The following is a 15,940-nucleotide window of genomic DNA, read 5'->3' on the forward strand; positions in this document are numbered from 1 at the left end:
CCCCCCTCGGCGGTTCGCCCCCGGGTGGGCGTGTGCGGCCGCGGGTGTTCACCCCCCCCGACAAAGGGGGGGGACTAGCCGAGGCGCTGCTTCAGGGCCTCGAACTCGTCGCGCACACCGGTCGGAAGCTTGTCGCCGATGAACTCGAACCATTCCTCGATGAGCGGGATTTCCTGCTTCCACTCCTCGACATCGACCTTCAGCGACTCGTCGACGTCCGCGGGCTCGACGTCGAGACCTTCGAGGTTGATCTGAGCCGCGGTCGGAACGTTGCCGACCGGGGTCGTTTCCGCGCCGGCCTTGCCGTCGATGCGACCCACGATCCACTCCAGTACGCGGGAGTTCTCACCGAAGCCAGGCCACAGGAATCGGCCGTCGTCACCGCGACGGAACCAGTTGACGTAGAAGATCTTCGGGAGCTTCTGCGCGTCGGCGTTCTTGCCGATGTTTCCCCAGTGCTCGATGTAGTCGCCGACGTGGTAGCCGATGAAGGGGATCATGGCCATCGGGTCGCGGCGAACGGAGCCCACCTTGCCCTCTGCGGCGGCGGTCTGCTCGGAGCTCATGGTCGCACCCATGAACACGCCGTGCTGCCAGCTCAGTGATTCGGCGACCAGGGGGACGGTCGACTTGCGGCGTCCACCGAACAGGATCGCCGAGATCGGCACACCCTGCGGATCGTCCCACTCGGGAGCCAGGGTGGGGCACTGAGACATCGGGGTGCAGTAGCGCGAGTTCGGGTGCGCCGCTTTCTCCTCCGACTCACGCAGGACCCAATCGCGTCCCTTCCAGTCGGTGAGGTGATCGGGCTCGCCTTCGAGACCCTCCCACCAGACGTCACCGTCATCGGTGAGCGCCACGTTGGTGAAGAGGGTGTTGCCTGCCTCGATCGTCTTCATGGCGTTCGGGTTCGACGACCAGTTGGTGCCGGGTGCGACGCCGAAGAAACCGAACTCCGGGTTGACGGCGTACAAGCGGCCGTCCTCACCGAAACGCATCCACGCGATGTCGTCACCGAGGGTCTCGGCGCGCCAGCCCGGGATGGTGGGCTGAAGCATCGCGAGGTTGGTCTTGCCACACGCCGACGGGAACGCCGCCGCGATGTAGTGAGCCTTGCCCTCGGGGGAGATCAGCTTGAGGATCAGCATGTGCTCGGCGAGCCAGCCCTCGTCGTGGGCCATGGCCGACGCGATGCGCAGCGAGTAGCACTTCTTGCCGAGCAATGCGTTTCCGCCGTACCCGGAGCCGTAACTCCAGATCTCACGATCCTCGGGGAAGTGTGTGATGTATTTGGTGTCGTTGCACGGCCACGGCACGTCCGCCTGGCCTTCTTCGAGGGGCGCGCCGACGGAGTGCAGGGCCTTCACGAACGGCTTGTCCGTGCCCATCTTCTCGAGGGCTGCGGTACCCATGCGGGTCATGATGCGCATCGACACGACGACGTACTCCGAGTCGGTGATCTCCACACCGAGCTTCGGGTCGTCGGCACCGAGCGGGCCCATGCAGAACGGAACCACGTACATGGTGCGGCCGTGCATGCTGCCGCGGTACAGCTCCGTCATGAGGGACCGCATCTTCGCCGGGTCCATCCAGTTGTTGGTCGGGCCTGCGTCGCTCTCCTCGCGGGAGCAGATGAAGGTACGCGACTCGACGCGGGCGACGTCCGAAGGATCGGAGTTGCCGACGAACGAGTTGGGCTTCTTGTCTTCGTTCAGCTTCGTGAACGTGCCGGCCTCGACGAGTTGCGAGGTGAGTCGATCCCATTCGGCGTCCGAGCCGTCTGCGAATACGACGCGGTCGGGCTCGGTAAGCTCGGCAACTTCCTTCACCCAGGCGAGCAGCTCGGCGTGCTCGGTGGGCGGTGTGCCATCCGTTCCGTTCAGACCGGGAATGGTCGCTGAGGTCATCAAACTCTCCTGGGGTGAGCCGGAACCGATCGTCCATGTGACCTGAAAACGTCACATGGAAACGCGGGCGCCGGGTGTCCTATGTCTAGAGGTTAACGCCGCGAGTCCAGACATCGGCACTTGGGTGCCGTCTGATCTGTCACATAAACGATTCAGTTACACTTTAGGTGAATCTGTTACGAAACGGGCCGAATTGCGAGGTTCAGCCCGACCCGAGTGCGCCCGCGTCGGTTTGCTCCCACCGCGGTTCACCGTCCTCACCACGATGAAACTCCCATGCCTCGTACTCGCCGTCGTCGTGCACCATCGTGACGTTGTCGGCAAGGTGATCGCCGTCCAGGTCGGTTGCCACGACCAGCGAATCATCCGCATGAAAGGTGAGCGTGTCCAGCGTGCCGTCGCCGTCGATGTCGTGCGTGGGGTCCGCCAGCGTCACGGCTTCGGAGTCCGGTCCGAACTGGTGCGGATCGACATCGGGGAGGTCACTCACCATGAAGCTGTCGGCGTTTGCCATGCCATTCCCTCGCCTTCGGGTAGTGGGACACTTCGCTTACTCGGACTTCCCCAGCATTGCCGATCCGTCGAACAAAAGGCCGATCCTTCGGACGAATGCCGCACTCACGTGATCAGACGCAGCGGACTTCCATTCGGTTCCGGGGAGGCGGCTTCAGTATGCCCAACAGCACCGCCGAGAGCAGCGAGATCTCGGTCGCAGGCCGCCAACTGCCCCGATCGCCTACGACTCGTCCGGCGAATCTCTGCGTCGATGGCCGCCACCCGCCCGTCGACGTCGAGCGCATGTGCCCGACTCTGCCCCAGGATCAGTTCACCGGCTTTCGACTCTGCGTCCACCAGCTGGGCCATCACGAACTGTTCGAGCTGGGCGCGCACGTGCACCAACGCGTCGGCTGCCCATTGACGCAGGTGAGCACGTTCGGCCACGTGGGCGCGGGCACGCGTGAGCCACCACGCCGCCAGCGCGCCGAGCAGCAGGGTGACCGGGATGGTGGCGATGTCGAGGGCCGGGACCATCGTGAGCGGGGAAACGACCAACCGTCCCAGACCGAGCCCAGCCGAGGCGCCGATGAGAATCGTCATCCGGTCTTCCAGCCCGCGATGACGCGGTTCCGGATCGTCGGGCATCTCCACGGCGGGATACGGCCGACCGCCAGATGGACGGACCGTCGGCTCGACACCCAGACGGGAGTTCATATCCGTCAGCCTCGCCTCGGTGATGTCACCGATTTCCCGGCCGGCATTTACCACCGTGTCGGCCAGTCGCTCAGGATAGGCAGCGAGATCCTTACGGTCGGCTTGCGCGATCTCGGCTCGTGCGGCCGCCCCGGCTGCTCGACTCCACGAAGCCACCTCGTGGAGGAGTTCGACCTTCGCCAACTGCCCCTCACTGCGCAACCTCGCGACACGCTCGGCTCGGCGCCCGTCCCGCTGAGTCAGTAGTTCGGTCCGCTCCGTTCGCAGCAGGGCTGTCGGATCGTTCGCGCGCATGGACTCGGCTGTCGTGACGATCATCTGCCGGGTCTGCTCGACGACGTCGACGCTGTTTCCGGCCACCTGCCCAGCTTCCGCAACGAGCACGGCGAGCAGTTTCTCGACGTCCGACTCCCCCGTGACCGACACCGGATGAATCGGGACTTGCGCGTAGGCCGGGGCGTGATCGGTCAGCACACGGCGGTTTCGGCCCAGTACCGCAGACCAATCATGGTGAACGTCGGTCTTGGTCAGCGCGAACACCACGCGTGCAGCCTGGTGCCCCACCTGCTCGAGCAGTTCCAGTTCCTCGCGGCCCATGGCAGCCGCCGCATCGACCACCACGAGCACGACGACAGGAGCTTGCGCCCGCCCCGGCGGACCTTCCGCGAACTCGATCGTGCCGACTGTTGCCCGATCGCGCAGGGTCTCGATCAAGGCCGTCTTCCCGGAACGCGGCGGACCTACGACGTGTACGGGTTCGGACTGCTGCTCGTCGGGATCGCGTGCCAAAGACCTCGCTCCGGCGGGATTCCACCGCGCGATCACTGCAGTCGCCTGTTCGTCGACGTCTCCGGTGCGGGGTTGGACGTCCATCACGTCTCGTGCGGTGGCGCTGCACCGGACAGCCGTACCCACTGACGGACGTAGTCGCGGTGGACTGTCAGCGCGGCATGCCTACGGCCGCCCGGCAGGCCATGCCGCGCCTGGTTCTTCCACCACTGCGCGTTGCGAAGCGCGTCGTCGGCGGTACGGACCTCGCCTGGTTCCTGCACGAGAAGTTCGGGAAGTTCGGCCCGGGCGGCCGCGGCCTCGAGCGCGACGGCCGCATCACTCGCGACGTAACGCTCGATCACGTCACGGGCAGGCAGGCTTCGGGCTGCCTGTCTGCGCAGTTCGCGGATCAGTGTGGCACCACGTGTCACCCGAGCTCGCCGGACACCTTCGTCGATGGCCGTCGCGATCGGTTCGATACCGATGCCGGTCGTCGCGACGAGTGGGTGAACCGTCTCACCGCACTCTCGTGCACAGTCGGCGACCCGCGCATCCACGGCTGCGTCGTCGGCACCGATGGCGTCCGCTTTGTTCAGCACGACGACAACGGACCCGGTTCTGCTGCCTTCGACGCCCGCCAGGGCACGACGGTCCGCGGACCGGACCGGGTCGACCAGCACGTAGACGACCACTTCTGCGTCGAGTACGGGATCGTCCGTTCCGGGGCGGTCGAACGCCGGCGACTCGACGAAATCCACAAGGGGTGCTCGTTGTCTCAACACAGCCGCAACTGTGGTCCTGCCCACACTGCCGCGTCCGGCGATCTGCACCCGAACCGGCGTCGTGAATGCGTCGACGGCAACGCCCACGGCCCGCGCGGCATCGCTGTCGAGCGGGGCCACACGAGCGGCGAGCTCACTCCACTCGGTGGTCACAGCGTCGTTTCCCGCGTGACTCCCGTTCGCCATTGGCCGTTCCTCGTGTGTCCGCCTATGCGCGCGCCCACCGCGCTTCGGGGGAGATTCTGTCAGATCACGACGATCACTTGCCCTTCGACCTTCACTGGTCGAACTGGGAATTCACACCAAAGTCTCAACCTGAACTTCAGACACGTATGCCGTGAACCTGAATCATGCGTGACAATGGTCCGGTGAACCACTCCGATCAGGACGCACCCGCGGCACCCGAGGGCGGGCAGAAGAAGCAGCCGAGGGGCTCTCGGCTGTACCCCCGTGTCACGAGCTTCCGCTCCCGCAGAGGGTCGCTCACCGACGCTCAGCAGGCCGCTTGGGACCGTCAGTGGCCTCTGATCGGCGCAGAGGTGTCCGACAATCCCCTTCGAGCGACCGAGTGGTTCGGGCGGCAAGCCCCGCTCATCGTCGAGATCGGCTCCGGTACCGGCACCGCGACAGCGGCGATGGCGAAGGCCGAGCCGGAAAACAACCTTCTTGCTGTCGAGGTCTACCGCCCCGGCCTGGCACAACTTCTTGCACAAGTCGAACGCGAATCGATTCCGAACATCCGGGTTCTGCGCGGCGACGCGATGGACGTGCTCGAAAATATGATCGGCCCGGAGTCCCTGACCGGCGTGCGGGTGTTCTTTCCGGACCCGTGGCCGAAGGCTCGTCACCACAAGCGCAGGCTCCTGCAGGCACCGACGTTCGCCCTGATCGCGAACAGATTGAAGCCCGGCGGGGTGCTGCACGTGGCAACCGATCATGCGGAATACGCCGAGGCAATCGCCGAAGCCGGCAACGCCGAACCCCTCCTGACCTCACTCGATTGGGAGTCCCCGATGACCCACGAACGCCCGGTCACCAAGTTCGAGGACAAGGCACATCAGGTCGGAAGGCCTATCACGGAGCTCATTTGGGGGAAGATCAGATCATGAGTGTCAGCGAGCAGTTCTCCGACGTGAGTGCAGTGCCCTCCGCCACGCCCTCCGCCACCACCGGAGTGATCGGCACGGATCGCGATATCCGCGCGCCCAAGAAGGTTCTTCTCGTCTGGGACGCCCCCAATCTCGACATGGGTCTCGGCGCAATCCTCGGCGGCCGTCCGACCGCGGCGTACCGACCCCGGTTCGACGCACTCGGGCGGTGGCTCCTTGCGCGCACGGCGACCCTGTCGGCGGCGTCCGAAGGCACCACATTGGAGCCCGAGGCCACCGTTTTCACCAACATCGCCGCAGGTAGTGCCGATGTTGTCCGACCCTGGGTCGAAGCCTTGCGTAACGTGGGCTTCGCGGTGTTCGCCAAGCCGAAGGTCGATGAGGACAGCGATGTCGATTCCGACATGCTCGAGCACATCGCCCTGCGTCGCGGCGAGGGGTTGGCCGGCGTCATGGTCGCCTCCGCCGACGGTCAAGCGTTCCGTGAACCGTTGGAGGACATCGCAGCAGCCGGCATCCCGGTACAGGTACTCGGATTCCGCGAGCACGCGAGCTGGGCGGTGGCGTCCGAGGTTCTCGAGTTCGTCGACCTCGAAGACATTGCAGGCGTGTTCCGGGAGCCGTTGCCGCGGGTCAGCCTGGAAACACTGCCCGACGAAGGTGCCTGGTTGCAGCCGTTCCGACCGCTTTCCGCCCTGCTCGTCGGGCGGAAAAGTGCCGCCGAGTAGGAGTTGATCAGTGTTCGCCAGCTGGGGAAGCATTGTCTACCGAGCCCGCTTCACCGTCATCGCTGCCATGGTGGCGGGCATGCTCGGCCTTGCCGCGTACGGCTTGGGCCTCGAGAAGGACCTGAGCCAAGGCGGCTGGTTCGACCCCGGTTCGGAGTCGGTGGCCGCCTCCATCCTGGCGGACGAGACCTTCGGGCGTGACACGCTGGCCGACGTCGTGGCGCTGTACACGGCACCCGACGGCAAGACTGTGGACGATCCCGAGTTCGCGGCGAAGATCACCGCAAATCTCAATGCCCTGCAGGACGAGGAACAAATCCTCGCGGTCAACGCGAGTTACTTCGAGGTCGACGGCGTCCTCGGCGCCGGACAGCCCATGCTGGCGGACGAGACGAAGAAGCATGCGTTCGCCAGTATCGGCATCGCCGGGGCCAACGACACGGAAATCGCCAACAACTTCCGTGAGGTGAAGGACGCGTTCTACATCGACGGTGTCGATGTGCAGTTGGCCGGATTGCAGCCAGTGGCCGGCGCCCTGAACGACACGATGGCCCAAGACATCCATCGCATGGAAATCCTGGCCATTCCCGCGGTCGGCGTGCTGCTGTTCTTCGTGTTCGGCGGCGTAGTGGCGGCTGCGCTGCCCCTGATCATCGGCGGCCTCACGGTGATCGCCGCCAACGGCGTCGTCCGTGTCATCACCAATTTCACCGACGTCAACGCCTTCGTGGTGTCGGTGGTGTCGTTGGTCGGGCTGGGCCTGGCCATCGACTACGGGCTGTTCATCGTCAGCCGATTCCGTGAAGAACTCGCGGAGGGGTACTCGACCAGTGCGGCGGTACGCCGAACCGTCATGACGGCCGGACGCACCGTGGTGTTCTCCGCGACGATGATCGCGGCCAGCCTGGGTGGCCTGCTGATCTTCCCGCACGGCTTCCTCAAATCGGTCGCCTACGGCGCCATCGCGACCGTGATGCTGGCGGCCCTCAGCTCCCTCACGATTCTGCCCGCGATGCTGGGCATCCTCGGCAAACGTGTCGACATGCTCAGCTGGAAACGGTTCCGACAGACCAAGAACGCCGAGGAGATCGAAAACAGCATCTGGGGCCGGCTCACCCGCTGGGTGATGCAGAATCCGCTCAAGGTCACCATCCCGATCGTGACCGGGCTGCTGCTGCTCATCATCCCCCTCACCGGGATCAAGTTCGGCGGTATGACCGAGACATATCTCCAGCCGGACAACGAAACCCGTGTGGCTCAGGAAACATTCGACGAACTGTTCCCCGAGAACCGGACCGATCCGGTCAAACTGGTCGTCACGGGCGACACCGCCGACGTCAACCAGGCGGTCGGCCCGATCATCAGGGAGGCCAGCGAGGCCCCCGGCCTGATCGGCCGCTTCTCGCCGGCCGGTGCGACCAAGGACGGCGTGGTCGTCCTGCAGACGGGACTCGAGGACCGCACCGACGCCGCCGCCGCCATCGAGTACCTGCGGTCCATGGATACGCCGGACAACGTGGAAGTCATGGTCGCCGGTACCCCCGCCCTCGAATACGACAGCATCCAGGCGCTGCTCGAGATGCTGCCGCTGATGGTGATCCTCGTCCTCGCGGTCACCACCCTGCTGATGTTCCTGACGTTCGGTTCACTGGTGCTGCCGATCAAGGCTGCCTTGATGAGTGCCCTGGGCCTCGGCTCGACACTGGGCATCCTGACGTGGATCTTCATCGACGGCAACGGTGCCAGCCTGCTCAACTTCACGCCGGGGCCGATCTTTTCTCCGATCTTGGTGCTGATCATCGCGATCGTCTACGGCCTCTCCACCGACTACGAGGTGTTCCTGCTCTCGCGCATGGTGGAAGCTCGTGCTCAGGGTGCGAGCACCACCGAGTCGATTCGCGTCGGCACTGCGCACACCGGCCGCATCATCACTGCGGCCGCGCTCATTCTCATCGTGGTGACCGGTGCGTTCGGCTTCTCCGAACTTGTGTTGATGAAGTACATCGCCTACGGCATGATCGCAGCGCTCATCATCGACGCGACGCTCATCCGCATGTTCCTCGTCCCAGCGGTCATGAAGTTGCTCGGCGACGACTGCTGGTGGGCGCCCGCCTGGATGAAGCGCATTCAGGAGAAGGTCGGCCTGGGTGAACCGATCTTGGACAACGAGCTGATGCCCGACGATGTACCCGAGCTGACCCCGGTCGGCGCCGGCCCCCGGTCGGCCGGCCACGGCGACTACGTTCCGCTGGAGAACGAGCCGCTCACCCAGCCGATCCCGATTGTGACCGCGTCCATGAAGCAGTCCGCGCAGCAGCGGAAGCAACGGCGAGCCGAGCAAGAAGCGCGCCGTTCCGCGACCGGTCGCCCCGCCCGCGCTCCGCACGATGCCGAGGACCAGGCGCCCGCGGTACCTCAACCGCGGCCGGCCACACCGTCCGATCCGAACACGTCAGGTATGCAGAATCAGCCGCCGGCGCCACGGCCGTCCAGTGGTCCGGCCACCGAGTCGCGGCCCATCGAGAGTTGGTTGGCCGATCTGCGTTCGACATCAGTTTCCGAACCGCGGCGTTCGGCGCCACCGACGCCGGATGCACCTGCACTGCCGACCCGGTCACGTCAGCCCGTGCCTGCCCCTTACACGCAGGAGGTGCCCCAGGCCCCGACCGCTCGGCCGATACCGGTGATGCCGACCCGTCGCCGCCATCTGATCGAGACCCCGGAGGCCGAACCCGGGTACACCAACGGTGGCAACTACTCGAACGGCCGCGCTACCGATGACAGCCCGCCGAACGGTTCGCAGGACAACGGTTCTGCGGAGGGCGACAGCGGACGGCACAGCGGCAACGAGAACGCGGTGAGTGTCAGCGAGCTACTCGCCCGCCAGAAGCGCCCCTGACCGCCTCCCGTTCCGCGAGGGGCTGCGGTTCGATCGATGTCTCGTCGATGGCCTTGACACCGGCCTGCGTGTCGCGGATCAGGTTCCGAGCATTCTCCGGATCGCCGTGCCGAAGGGGTACTTGGCGGTGATGTTGCCGAACCGCAGCTTGCCGCGAACCACCAGGTGCAACGGCCCGTACGGTGGTCCGGACTTCGCTCGATTGGTGGCGGTGGAGCCGACCGTCTCGACGCCGTTCAGGTCGACTGTGGCCTCTGCTGGGATCACCAACGAAATGGAACTGGCGTAATCGTCGACGTCGATGTGGACGACCTGCGTGGACATGATCGCCTTCGTGAAGTCGAGAGTCACCGAGCACATGCGAGTGTTCACGTCGAGCACGGGCGGCACCTGCCAGGCCCCGGATCGGGTCACCCCCGACATGCGACCACGGATCACATTCGGGGACCCGCCACCGTGTGACAATTGATGGCGAGACGGCTGCGGGACCGGGTGCTGGGGCGGTGGCTGCTGCGACGGGTCCAACTGCCGCACCGTGTCGGCGTCGATGGTGGCACCCGGCAGATCGACGAGCACCGCGTTGAGGTCGCCCCGAGTCTTCGATGCCAACACCGTGTCCATGCGTTCGGTGAACTCACCCAACGACAACATCCCCTGGCCGACTGCCCGTTGCAGAATTTCGCCGACGTGTTCCCGCTCGGCATCGGATACGCGTAAGTCCCTGGCCTCCATGCGCACCAGGATAGGCGCTGGGGAGCGTGGCGCCTACGGAGATCCATTGCGTCCGGCCGACCCTCCATTGTCACGGAGACGGTGGTCGGGAATCGCGGCCGAGACTCAGGTCGTCCTCCGGGTCGTCGGGTGTCGCCGGATACGCGGGTGCCGCCGAGTCCTCCTCCTCGACGTTCTCGAGCGCCGCATCGGCATTCTCTGCCATCAGGGACCGCACCGCCGTGTTCAGGACGGCCACGATCGGTACTGCGACGAGACCACCGATGATGCCGGCCAGCACAATGCCCGTGGTGATGGCGAGGACCACGGCCAACGGGTGCAGTCGCACTGCGCGCCCCAACAACAGTGGCTGCAGCACGTGCCCCTCGAGTTGCATTATCGCCACGATGATGGCCAGCACGATCAGTGCGGTGAGAAATCCTTTGGTCACCCACGCCACCAAAACGGCCAGAAACCCGGCGACGAAAGCGCCCACGATCGGGATGAACGCGCCCACGAACACCAACGACGCCAGCGGCAACGCCAACGGAACTCCCAGAATGGCCAGTCCCGCACCGATACCCACGGCGTCCGCCGCCGCCACCGCCACGGTGGCGCGCATGTAGCCGACGAGTGAATGGAACCCCTGCTCCCCCGCCAGCCGCACTCGCACCCGCGAAGCCGTCGGCACCAGCCGGGTTACGAAGTGCCAGATTTCGCGTCCCCCGTAGAGGAAGAAGATGAGGGTGAACAGGGTGAGGAACGCCCCGGCGAAGATCTCCGCGATCATCGTTGCCGTCGTCAGGGCGCCGCTGGTGAGAACGTCTCGGTTGGATTGCACCGCGTGGACCACGGAGTCGCCGGCTTGCCGGATCTGGTCCTCACTGATGTGGAACGGCCCGTCGATGAGCCATTCCTGTATCTGGGTCACGCTCGTCGAGAACTGATCGGCCAGACCAGGAAAGCCCCGCACGAACTGCTCGATGACGAACGTCATGATCGCGGCAAGAAGACCCACGGCCGCCAGCAGCACGACGATCACCGCCACCGAGCGCGGCACCCCGCGCAGATCGAGCCAGTTGACGAACGGCACGAGCAGCGCGGAAGAGAGCAACGCGATCGCCACGGGAATCACGACGGTGTCCAGTTCGGCCACCACGTAGCCGAGTGTCAGTAGTCCCACGAGGATCAGCAGCAACCGCCACGTCCACTCGGCAGTCACGCGCACGGCAGGGTGGACGGCGGCGGCGTAATCGCGGCGCTCGGTCTCGCTCACTCGCCGAGCGTATCCAGATTCGGCGTTCACCGAAGCGTTCGCCCGCAAAACACCAGATGGGGGACGGCGACACCCGTCCCGTCTGTGCATGCCGTTACATTGAACGTCGTGCGCAGATCATATAGAGCGATCGCGGTGACCATCCGCAGTCGATGGCCCCTCTATATGCTCTCCATGCTCGTGGCGAACGCTTTCGGTGCTGTACTGGTATTCGCCTTCATCCGATACGGGGTTCCGATCCCCGAGTCGGCGAGCATCATCGCCGACCGGTTCCGCAACGCGGTCATCTTCGGCGGCTACCTGTCCTTCGCCACCGTGATCAGCCTCGCCGCGGCCGCGGTGATGTTGCGCTCGGTCGTTCGGTGGCAGTTGCGCGGCGGCCCTCCCACGCGGAGCGAACAGATGTCGGCACTGCACGCACCCCTGCGGCAGGCGATCGTGCACCTGGTGCTGTGGATTCTCGGTGGCGTCCTCTTCGTGATCCTTACCGTCGCCGAGATGCCGGAGTTGTCGGTCGCGGTCATCGTCACCGTGTGCATGGCCGCCACCACTACGTTCGGGATCACGTACATGCTCGGTGAGCGGATCCTGCGTCCCCTCGCCGCCCGGGCGCTGAGTGAGGGGCACTTCGACCGCACGATGACCCCCGGTGTCGGAACCCGGATGGCCTTGACTTGGGGGCTCGGAACCCTGATGCCCGTGATAGGCATCATCTTGTTGTGCGTCACCCAGCTCACGACCGACCTGGTGTTCTCGCCGGACGCACTCGCCTGGGCCATCATCCTCATCGCCATCGTCGCGATCGGGCAGGCGTTCGCGCTGTCGATGTTGACCGCGAGCCAGATTTCGGACCCCGTCAAACAATTGCGACGGGCAATCGAGCGTGTGCAGCGCGGCGCCACGGACGTTCGCGTCGAGGTCTTCGACGGTTCCGAGATCGGCCGCCTGCAGGTGGGGTTCAACCGCATGATGAGCGAGGCGGACGAACGGCGCCTGCTGCGTGAACTGTTCGGTCAGCACGTCGGCGAGGACGTGGCCCGTCGAGCACTGCAGTTCGGAACCGAGTTGGGTGGCGAGACCAGATATGTCGCCGTTCTGTTCGTCGACATGGTCGGGTCGACCGGTACAGCCGCAGAGCGGCCGCCCGGGGAGGTCGTAACCCTGCTCAACGAGTTCTTCGACGTCGTCGTCGACGTCGTCGACAGGCACAACGGGTTCGTCAACAAGTTCATGGGCGACGCTGCCCTCGCCATTTTCGGCGCACCGCTGGACCGTCCGGACGCACCGACCGCGGCCCTCGCCGCGGCCCGGGAACTACGATTCGCCCTTGACGAGATCACCGGACTCGACATCGGGATCGGGGTCTCCGCCGGGCTGGCCGTGGCCGGCAACATCGGCGCGTCGGAGCGGTTCGAGTACACCGTGATCGGCGATCCGGTGAACGAAGCATCCCGGCTGACCGAGTTGGCGAAGCTCGAACCGAGCCGTGTTCTCGCCTCGACCAGCGCACTCTACTTCGCAACCGAAGACGAGCAGAACGAATGGGTTCTGGGCGAGCAGGTGCAGCTACGCGGCCGGCGACGCAAAACCCACCTGGCGTGGCCGGAGCGGTATCCGGAGTGATCGTCGAGGTCGTTCGTTAGTCTGACGTGGTGGCTTCGCCTCGCTCCACCTCAGAATCAACCGACGCCAGTCGGTCACGAAGCAGATTCTGGTGGGTCAAGTGGGTGCTCGGGCTCTGCCTGGTCGCACTCCTGACGGTCGAGGGCATCTACCTGTGGCCGACCCTCAACGAGTCCTGGCAGGCATTGACCGAGATCCATTGGGGTTGGGTGTCCCTGTGCATCGCTGCTCAGGCGGTGTCGTTGAGTGGTTTCGGTGCCGTCCAGCAGCGACTTCTCAGCGCTGGGAACGTGATCGTCAGTCAGGCCAAGTCGGTGTCGGTGATCTACGCGAGTACCGCCATGTCGGTCACCTTGCCGGCGGGTCAAGTCTTCTCCACCGCGTTCACGTACAAGCAGACCCGCAGGTGGGGCGCCACTCCTGTTGTCGCATCGTGGCAGCTCGCGATATCCGGGGTGATCGCCGCGCTGAGCCTCGCACTGATCGCTGTGACCGGGGCTTTCGCCGTGGGCACGAGTGTCAGCCCTGTCACGCTCGTCTTGTCACTCATCGGTGCTGCGGCCCTGTTCTACCTGCTCCGCCATATCGCGCGAAATCCCGACTCGATCGAACAGATCGGCCGTTGGGTGCTCGTTCGGTTCAACCGTTTCCGCAAGAAACCGCTCGACACCGGCGTGCACCGGTGGCAGATAATCCTTGCGCAGCTCGATTCGGTCGAATTGAAGCGAACCGACCTGCTCGCCACGTTCGGGTGGTCGGGTGTGCACCGCCTCTCCGATATGGCCTGTCTCGGTTTGGCGTGCTGGGCGATCGGCGCCGAACCGTCACTACCCGGTCTGCTGATTGCATTTGCGGCGGCAAAAGCCGTCGCCAGCATCCCCCTCGCCCCTGGCGGCCTCGGGTTCGTCGACGGCACGCTCATCGCCACACTCACCGCGGCCGGTACCACCGCACCACAGGCCCTCGCCGCCGTGTTCGTCTACCGCATGGTCAGCTACGTCCTGGTGGCGCTGGTCGGGTGGGCGACCTTCCTGGTCTTGTTCCGCAACAACCAGCACGAGAATCCAGAGTTGGAACGTGACTACGACCAGCGTCGTCGTGACTCCTCAACGCAGGATCAGACGCATCCGGGACGCGAGCCGGAACCCGAATCCGGGCATTAGACGACGGCGAGTTCTCTGATCGCTGCCACGATCACATCCGGGCGGTCTTCCGGCGTGAGCGGGCAACTGTCCCGACTTCGGTGAGATGGCCGTTCGGCTAGAGCTTCCGGCGCCGTACTTCCGCAGGTCGCGGCGAGTCTTCTTACCGGTTATGGCGGGTCGGTCACACCGTGTGGTCGACGGTGACACCGTGCATGAACACCAGCATGGGGCCGTTTCCGCTGTGTCCTCGTACCACTTCTTCCCCCGGGGGAAAGCGGGAATTGGGCGACGAGATGATCCGGTCGTCGGAAGTCATGTGCACCGACCTGGTGTTCTCGACGCATTCACCGATTGGATCACTCGCGGCACTGAAAACATGCAGACGAAGGGGTTGAGCAAGGCCGATGCACGTCGACTCGCGATCGGATTGATCACCAGCCTCGAAGGCGCATTCGTGCTGTCCAGAGCCATGCACACCACGGAACGACTGGATGCTGCGCGCGAGTCGGCGCAATCACTCGCCCAGCCGCTCATAAAGTGTGATCTACATCACCTCCGGGTTGCGGAAGCGTTTCGGCGGGTCCATAGTTGAAACCAGAAGAACTTGAAGCTTCAACTAATTAGGAGATTCGGATGACCACCGCCATCGCCACCCTGCCCAACCTGACCGCCGGAACCTGGGCCATCGACCAGACCCACTCCACGGTGGCCTTCTCCGTGCGCCACCTGATGGTCAGCAAGGTTCGCGGCACCTTCAACGACTTCTCCGGGGCCATCACTGTCGCCGAGGACGGCTCCGCGTCCGTCGAGGCCGATATCAAGGTCGATTCCATCGACACCAACAACGCCGATCGCGACGCCCACATCAAGTCGGCCGACTTCTTCGATGCCGAGAAGTTCCCGACCGCCACGTTCAAGTCCACCGGCGTACGGGCCAAGGGCGACGACTACGTGGTCGACGGCGAGTTCACCCTGCACGGCGTCACCCGCCCGGTCGAGTTGAACCTCGAGTTCAACGGCGTCAACCCCGGCATGGGCAACGGCCCGGTCGCCGGCTTCGAAGCCACCACCGTCCTGAACCGCAAAGATTTCGGCATCAGCATCGAGCTGCCACTCGAGGGCGGCGGAGCCGTGGTGGGCGACAAGATCACCATCACCCTCGAAATCGAGGCCGGCCTGCAGGCATAAGCAGCACCCTCGTCCCACGAACGCACGGTCACTTACCCGGTGGCCGTGCGTTTTTCGTGTCCACTCCCATGCCAAGGCACCCCAAGCCTGCCGCGGGAGCCGTCTTTGTAGAATGGCTTCGATCATTCACAACCGTGGGGGGAGACCTGTGACGGGGGAGCTGTACCTGGATATCGATGCGTTCAGTGGCCTGATCCACACACTCGATACCGCAGCGGAGGACATGACGTCCGCCAACCAGAAGCTGGCCGATGCCGATGCGGGGAACCTCGGATCGAGCGGTCTCGACAGGGCCGCGGACAACTTCCGGAACCGATGGAAATACGGCATCGAGCAGATCGCGGAGTCGACGAGCAAGATGGTCGAGGGTCTCGAACTGACGCACAAGTTGTACGCCGAGCAGGAGCGGATCAACGCCGGGGCGCTCGACACCATCGGTGGGGCGCTGCCTTCGGCGCCTGAGCCTGACCCTGGAACGAGTCCCGAACGCCCGCCGGGCGCGAGTCTGGACCTCTGATGACACTGCCCATCCACTACATAACCAATGGAATCCCGCTGCCCAGCGCGGCGTACCCGAACATCGGATTCG

General features: G+C 64.9%; 15 protein-coding genes. 8 read left to right on the forward strand and 7 right to left on the reverse strand.

The genetic code is table 11. The features are described 5' to 3' along the window. Window positions 1–74: 74 nt before the first annotated feature. From ACZI8Q_RS20360 to ACZI8Q_RS20375, 4 genes are all read right to left on the reverse strand, one after another. Window positions 75–1,907, reverse strand: a complete 1,833-nt coding sequence (locus ACZI8Q_RS20360; protein WP_463375395.1) for a phosphoenolpyruvate carboxykinase (GTP) — start codon at window positions 1,905–1,907, stop codon at window positions 75–77. 202 nt (window positions 1,908–2,109) lie between these two features. Next, entirely contained in the window at window positions 2,110–2,421 is a 312-nt protein-coding gene (locus tag ACZI8Q_RS20365) for a DUF6802 family protein (protein WP_463375396.1), read from the reverse strand. A gap of 104 nt (window positions 2,422–2,525) precedes the next feature. Beyond that, complete coding sequence (locus tag ACZI8Q_RS20370; protein WP_463375397.1) at window positions 2,526–3,992, reverse strand: hypothetical protein; 1,467 nt, start codon at window positions 3,990–3,992, stop codon at window positions 2,526–2,528. Further along, window positions 3,992–4,858 carry a hypothetical protein gene (locus ACZI8Q_RS20375; RefSeq protein WP_463375398.1) on the reverse strand — a complete coding sequence of 289 codons (867 nt, stop codon included), beginning with the start codon at window positions 4,856–4,858 and terminating at the stop codon, window positions 3,992–3,994. The genes ACZI8Q_RS20370 and ACZI8Q_RS20375 overlap by 1 nt, the downstream gene beginning before the upstream one ends. A 164-nt stretch (window positions 4,859–5,022) precedes the next feature. Between ACZI8Q_RS20375 and trmB the strand changes: the two genes are divergently transcribed. The 3 genes from trmB to ACZI8Q_RS20390 are packed head-to-tail and all read left to right on the forward strand — an operon-like array spanning window position 5,023 to window position 9,408. Continuing rightward, complete coding sequence (gene trmB, locus ACZI8Q_RS20380) at window positions 5,023–5,781, forward strand: tRNA (guanosine(46)-N7)-methyltransferase TrmB (protein ID WP_463375399.1); 759 nt, start codon at window positions 5,023–5,025, stop codon at window positions 5,779–5,781. Beyond that, the gene (locus ACZI8Q_RS20385; RefSeq protein WP_463375400.1) at window positions 5,778–6,509 is read left to right on the forward strand and encodes an NYN domain-containing protein; all 732 of its coding nucleotides are present in this window, start codon (window positions 5,778–5,780) and stop codon (window positions 6,507–6,509) included. Before trmB ends, ACZI8Q_RS20385 begins: the two co-directional genes overlap by 4 nt. 10 nt (window positions 6,510–6,519) lie before the next feature. After that, window positions 6,520–9,408, forward strand: coding sequence for an MMPL family transporter (locus ACZI8Q_RS20390; protein WP_463375401.1), 2,889 nt, complete (start codon window positions 6,520–6,522; stop codon window positions 9,406–9,408). A 78-nt stretch (window positions 9,409–9,486) separates the two neighbouring features. On the opposite strand, the gene ACZI8Q_RS20395 is transcribed toward ACZI8Q_RS20390, so the two are convergent. Both ACZI8Q_RS20395 and ACZI8Q_RS20400 read right to left on the reverse strand, forming a co-directional pair. Beyond that, on the reverse strand, window positions 9,487–10,140 hold the full coding sequence (locus ACZI8Q_RS20395) for a DUF1707 SHOCT-like domain-containing protein (RefSeq protein WP_463375402.1): 654 nt from the start codon (window positions 10,138–10,140) through the stop codon (window positions 9,487–9,489). 70 nt (window positions 10,141–10,210) lie between these two features. Continuing rightward, on the reverse strand, window positions 10,211–11,395 hold the full coding sequence (locus ACZI8Q_RS20400; RefSeq protein WP_463375403.1) for an AI-2E family transporter: 1,185 nt from the start codon (window positions 11,393–11,395) through the stop codon (window positions 10,211–10,213). A gap of 165 nt (window positions 11,396–11,560) precedes the next feature. On the opposite strand from ACZI8Q_RS20400, the gene ACZI8Q_RS20405 reads away from it, so the two are divergent. Both ACZI8Q_RS20405 and ACZI8Q_RS20410 read left to right on the forward strand, forming a co-directional pair. Then, window positions 11,561–13,018 (forward strand): adenylate/guanylate cyclase domain-containing protein, encoded by a 1,458-nt coding sequence (locus ACZI8Q_RS20405; protein WP_463375409.1) that lies wholly within the window; start codon window positions 11,561–11,563, stop codon window positions 13,016–13,018. A 29-nt stretch (window positions 13,019–13,047) separates the two neighbouring features. Further along, complete coding sequence (locus tag ACZI8Q_RS20410) at window positions 13,048–14,181, forward strand: lysylphosphatidylglycerol synthase transmembrane domain-containing protein (protein WP_463375404.1); 1,134 nt, start codon at window positions 13,048–13,050, stop codon at window positions 14,179–14,181. A 163-nt stretch (window positions 14,182–14,344) separates the two neighbouring features. On the opposite strand, the gene ACZI8Q_RS20415 is transcribed toward ACZI8Q_RS20410, so the two are convergent. Continuing rightward, entirely contained in the window at window positions 14,345–14,479 is a 135-nt protein-coding gene (locus tag ACZI8Q_RS20415; RefSeq protein ID WP_463375405.1) for a hypothetical protein, read from the reverse strand. Between ACZI8Q_RS20415 and ACZI8Q_RS20420 the strand changes: the two genes are divergently transcribed. The 3 genes from ACZI8Q_RS20420 (at window position 14,480) to ACZI8Q_RS20430 (ending at window position 15,868) form a co-directional block, all read left to right on the forward strand. After that, entirely contained in the window at window positions 14,480–14,755 is a 276-nt protein-coding gene (locus ACZI8Q_RS20420) for an LmrA/YxaF family transcription factor (RefSeq protein ID WP_463375406.1), read from the forward strand. It abuts the gene before it with no gap. A gap of 41 nt (window positions 14,756–14,796) precedes the next feature. Further along, entirely contained in the window at window positions 14,797–15,351 is a 555-nt protein-coding gene (locus ACZI8Q_RS20425) for a YceI family protein (protein WP_463375407.1), read from the forward strand. 148 nt (window positions 15,352–15,499) lie between these two features. Beyond that, complete coding sequence (locus ACZI8Q_RS20430) at window positions 15,500–15,868, forward strand: hypothetical protein (protein ID WP_463375408.1); 369 nt, start codon at window positions 15,500–15,502, stop codon at window positions 15,866–15,868. The last annotated feature ends 72 nt before the right edge of the window (window positions 15,869–15,940 follow it).

The organism is Rhodococcus quanlei (assembly GCF_055231015.1).

Coding starts and splice junctions, on each gene's coding strand:
- ACZI8Q_RS20360 (WP_463375395.1), bottom strand. CDS start 1,907: ATGACCTCAGCGACCATTCCCGGTCTGAACGGAACGGATGGCACACCG.
- ACZI8Q_RS20365 (WP_463375396.1), bottom strand. CDS start 2,421: ATGGCAAACGCCGACAGCTTCATGGTGAGTGACCTCCCCGATGTCGAT.
- ACZI8Q_RS20370 (WP_463375397.1), bottom strand. CDS start 3,992: ATGGACGTCCAACCCCGCACCGGAGACGTCGACGAACAGGCGACTGCA.
- ACZI8Q_RS20375 (WP_463375398.1), bottom strand. CDS start 4,858: ATGGCGAACGGGAGTCACGCGGGAAACGACGCTGTGACCACCGAGTGG.
- trmB (WP_463375399.1), top strand. CDS start 5,023: ATGCGTGACAATGGTCCGGTGAACCACTCCGATCAGGACGCACCCGCG.
- ACZI8Q_RS20385 (WP_463375400.1), top strand. CDS start 5,778: ATGAGTGTCAGCGAGCAGTTCTCCGACGTGAGTGCAGTGCCCTCCGCC.
- ACZI8Q_RS20395 (WP_463375402.1), bottom strand. CDS start 10,140: ATGGAGGCCAGGGACTTACGCGTATCCGATGCCGAGCGGGAACACGTC.
- ACZI8Q_RS20405 (WP_463375409.1), top strand. CDS start 11,561: ATGCTCTCCATGCTCGTGGCGAACGCTTTCGGTGCTGTACTGGTATTC.
- ACZI8Q_RS20415 (WP_463375405.1), bottom strand. CDS start 14,479: ATGACTTCCGACGACCGGATCATCTCGTCGCCCAATTCCCGCTTTCCC.
- ACZI8Q_RS20425 (WP_463375407.1), top strand. CDS start 14,797: ATGACCACCGCCATCGCCACCCTGCCCAACCTGACCGCCGGAACCTGG.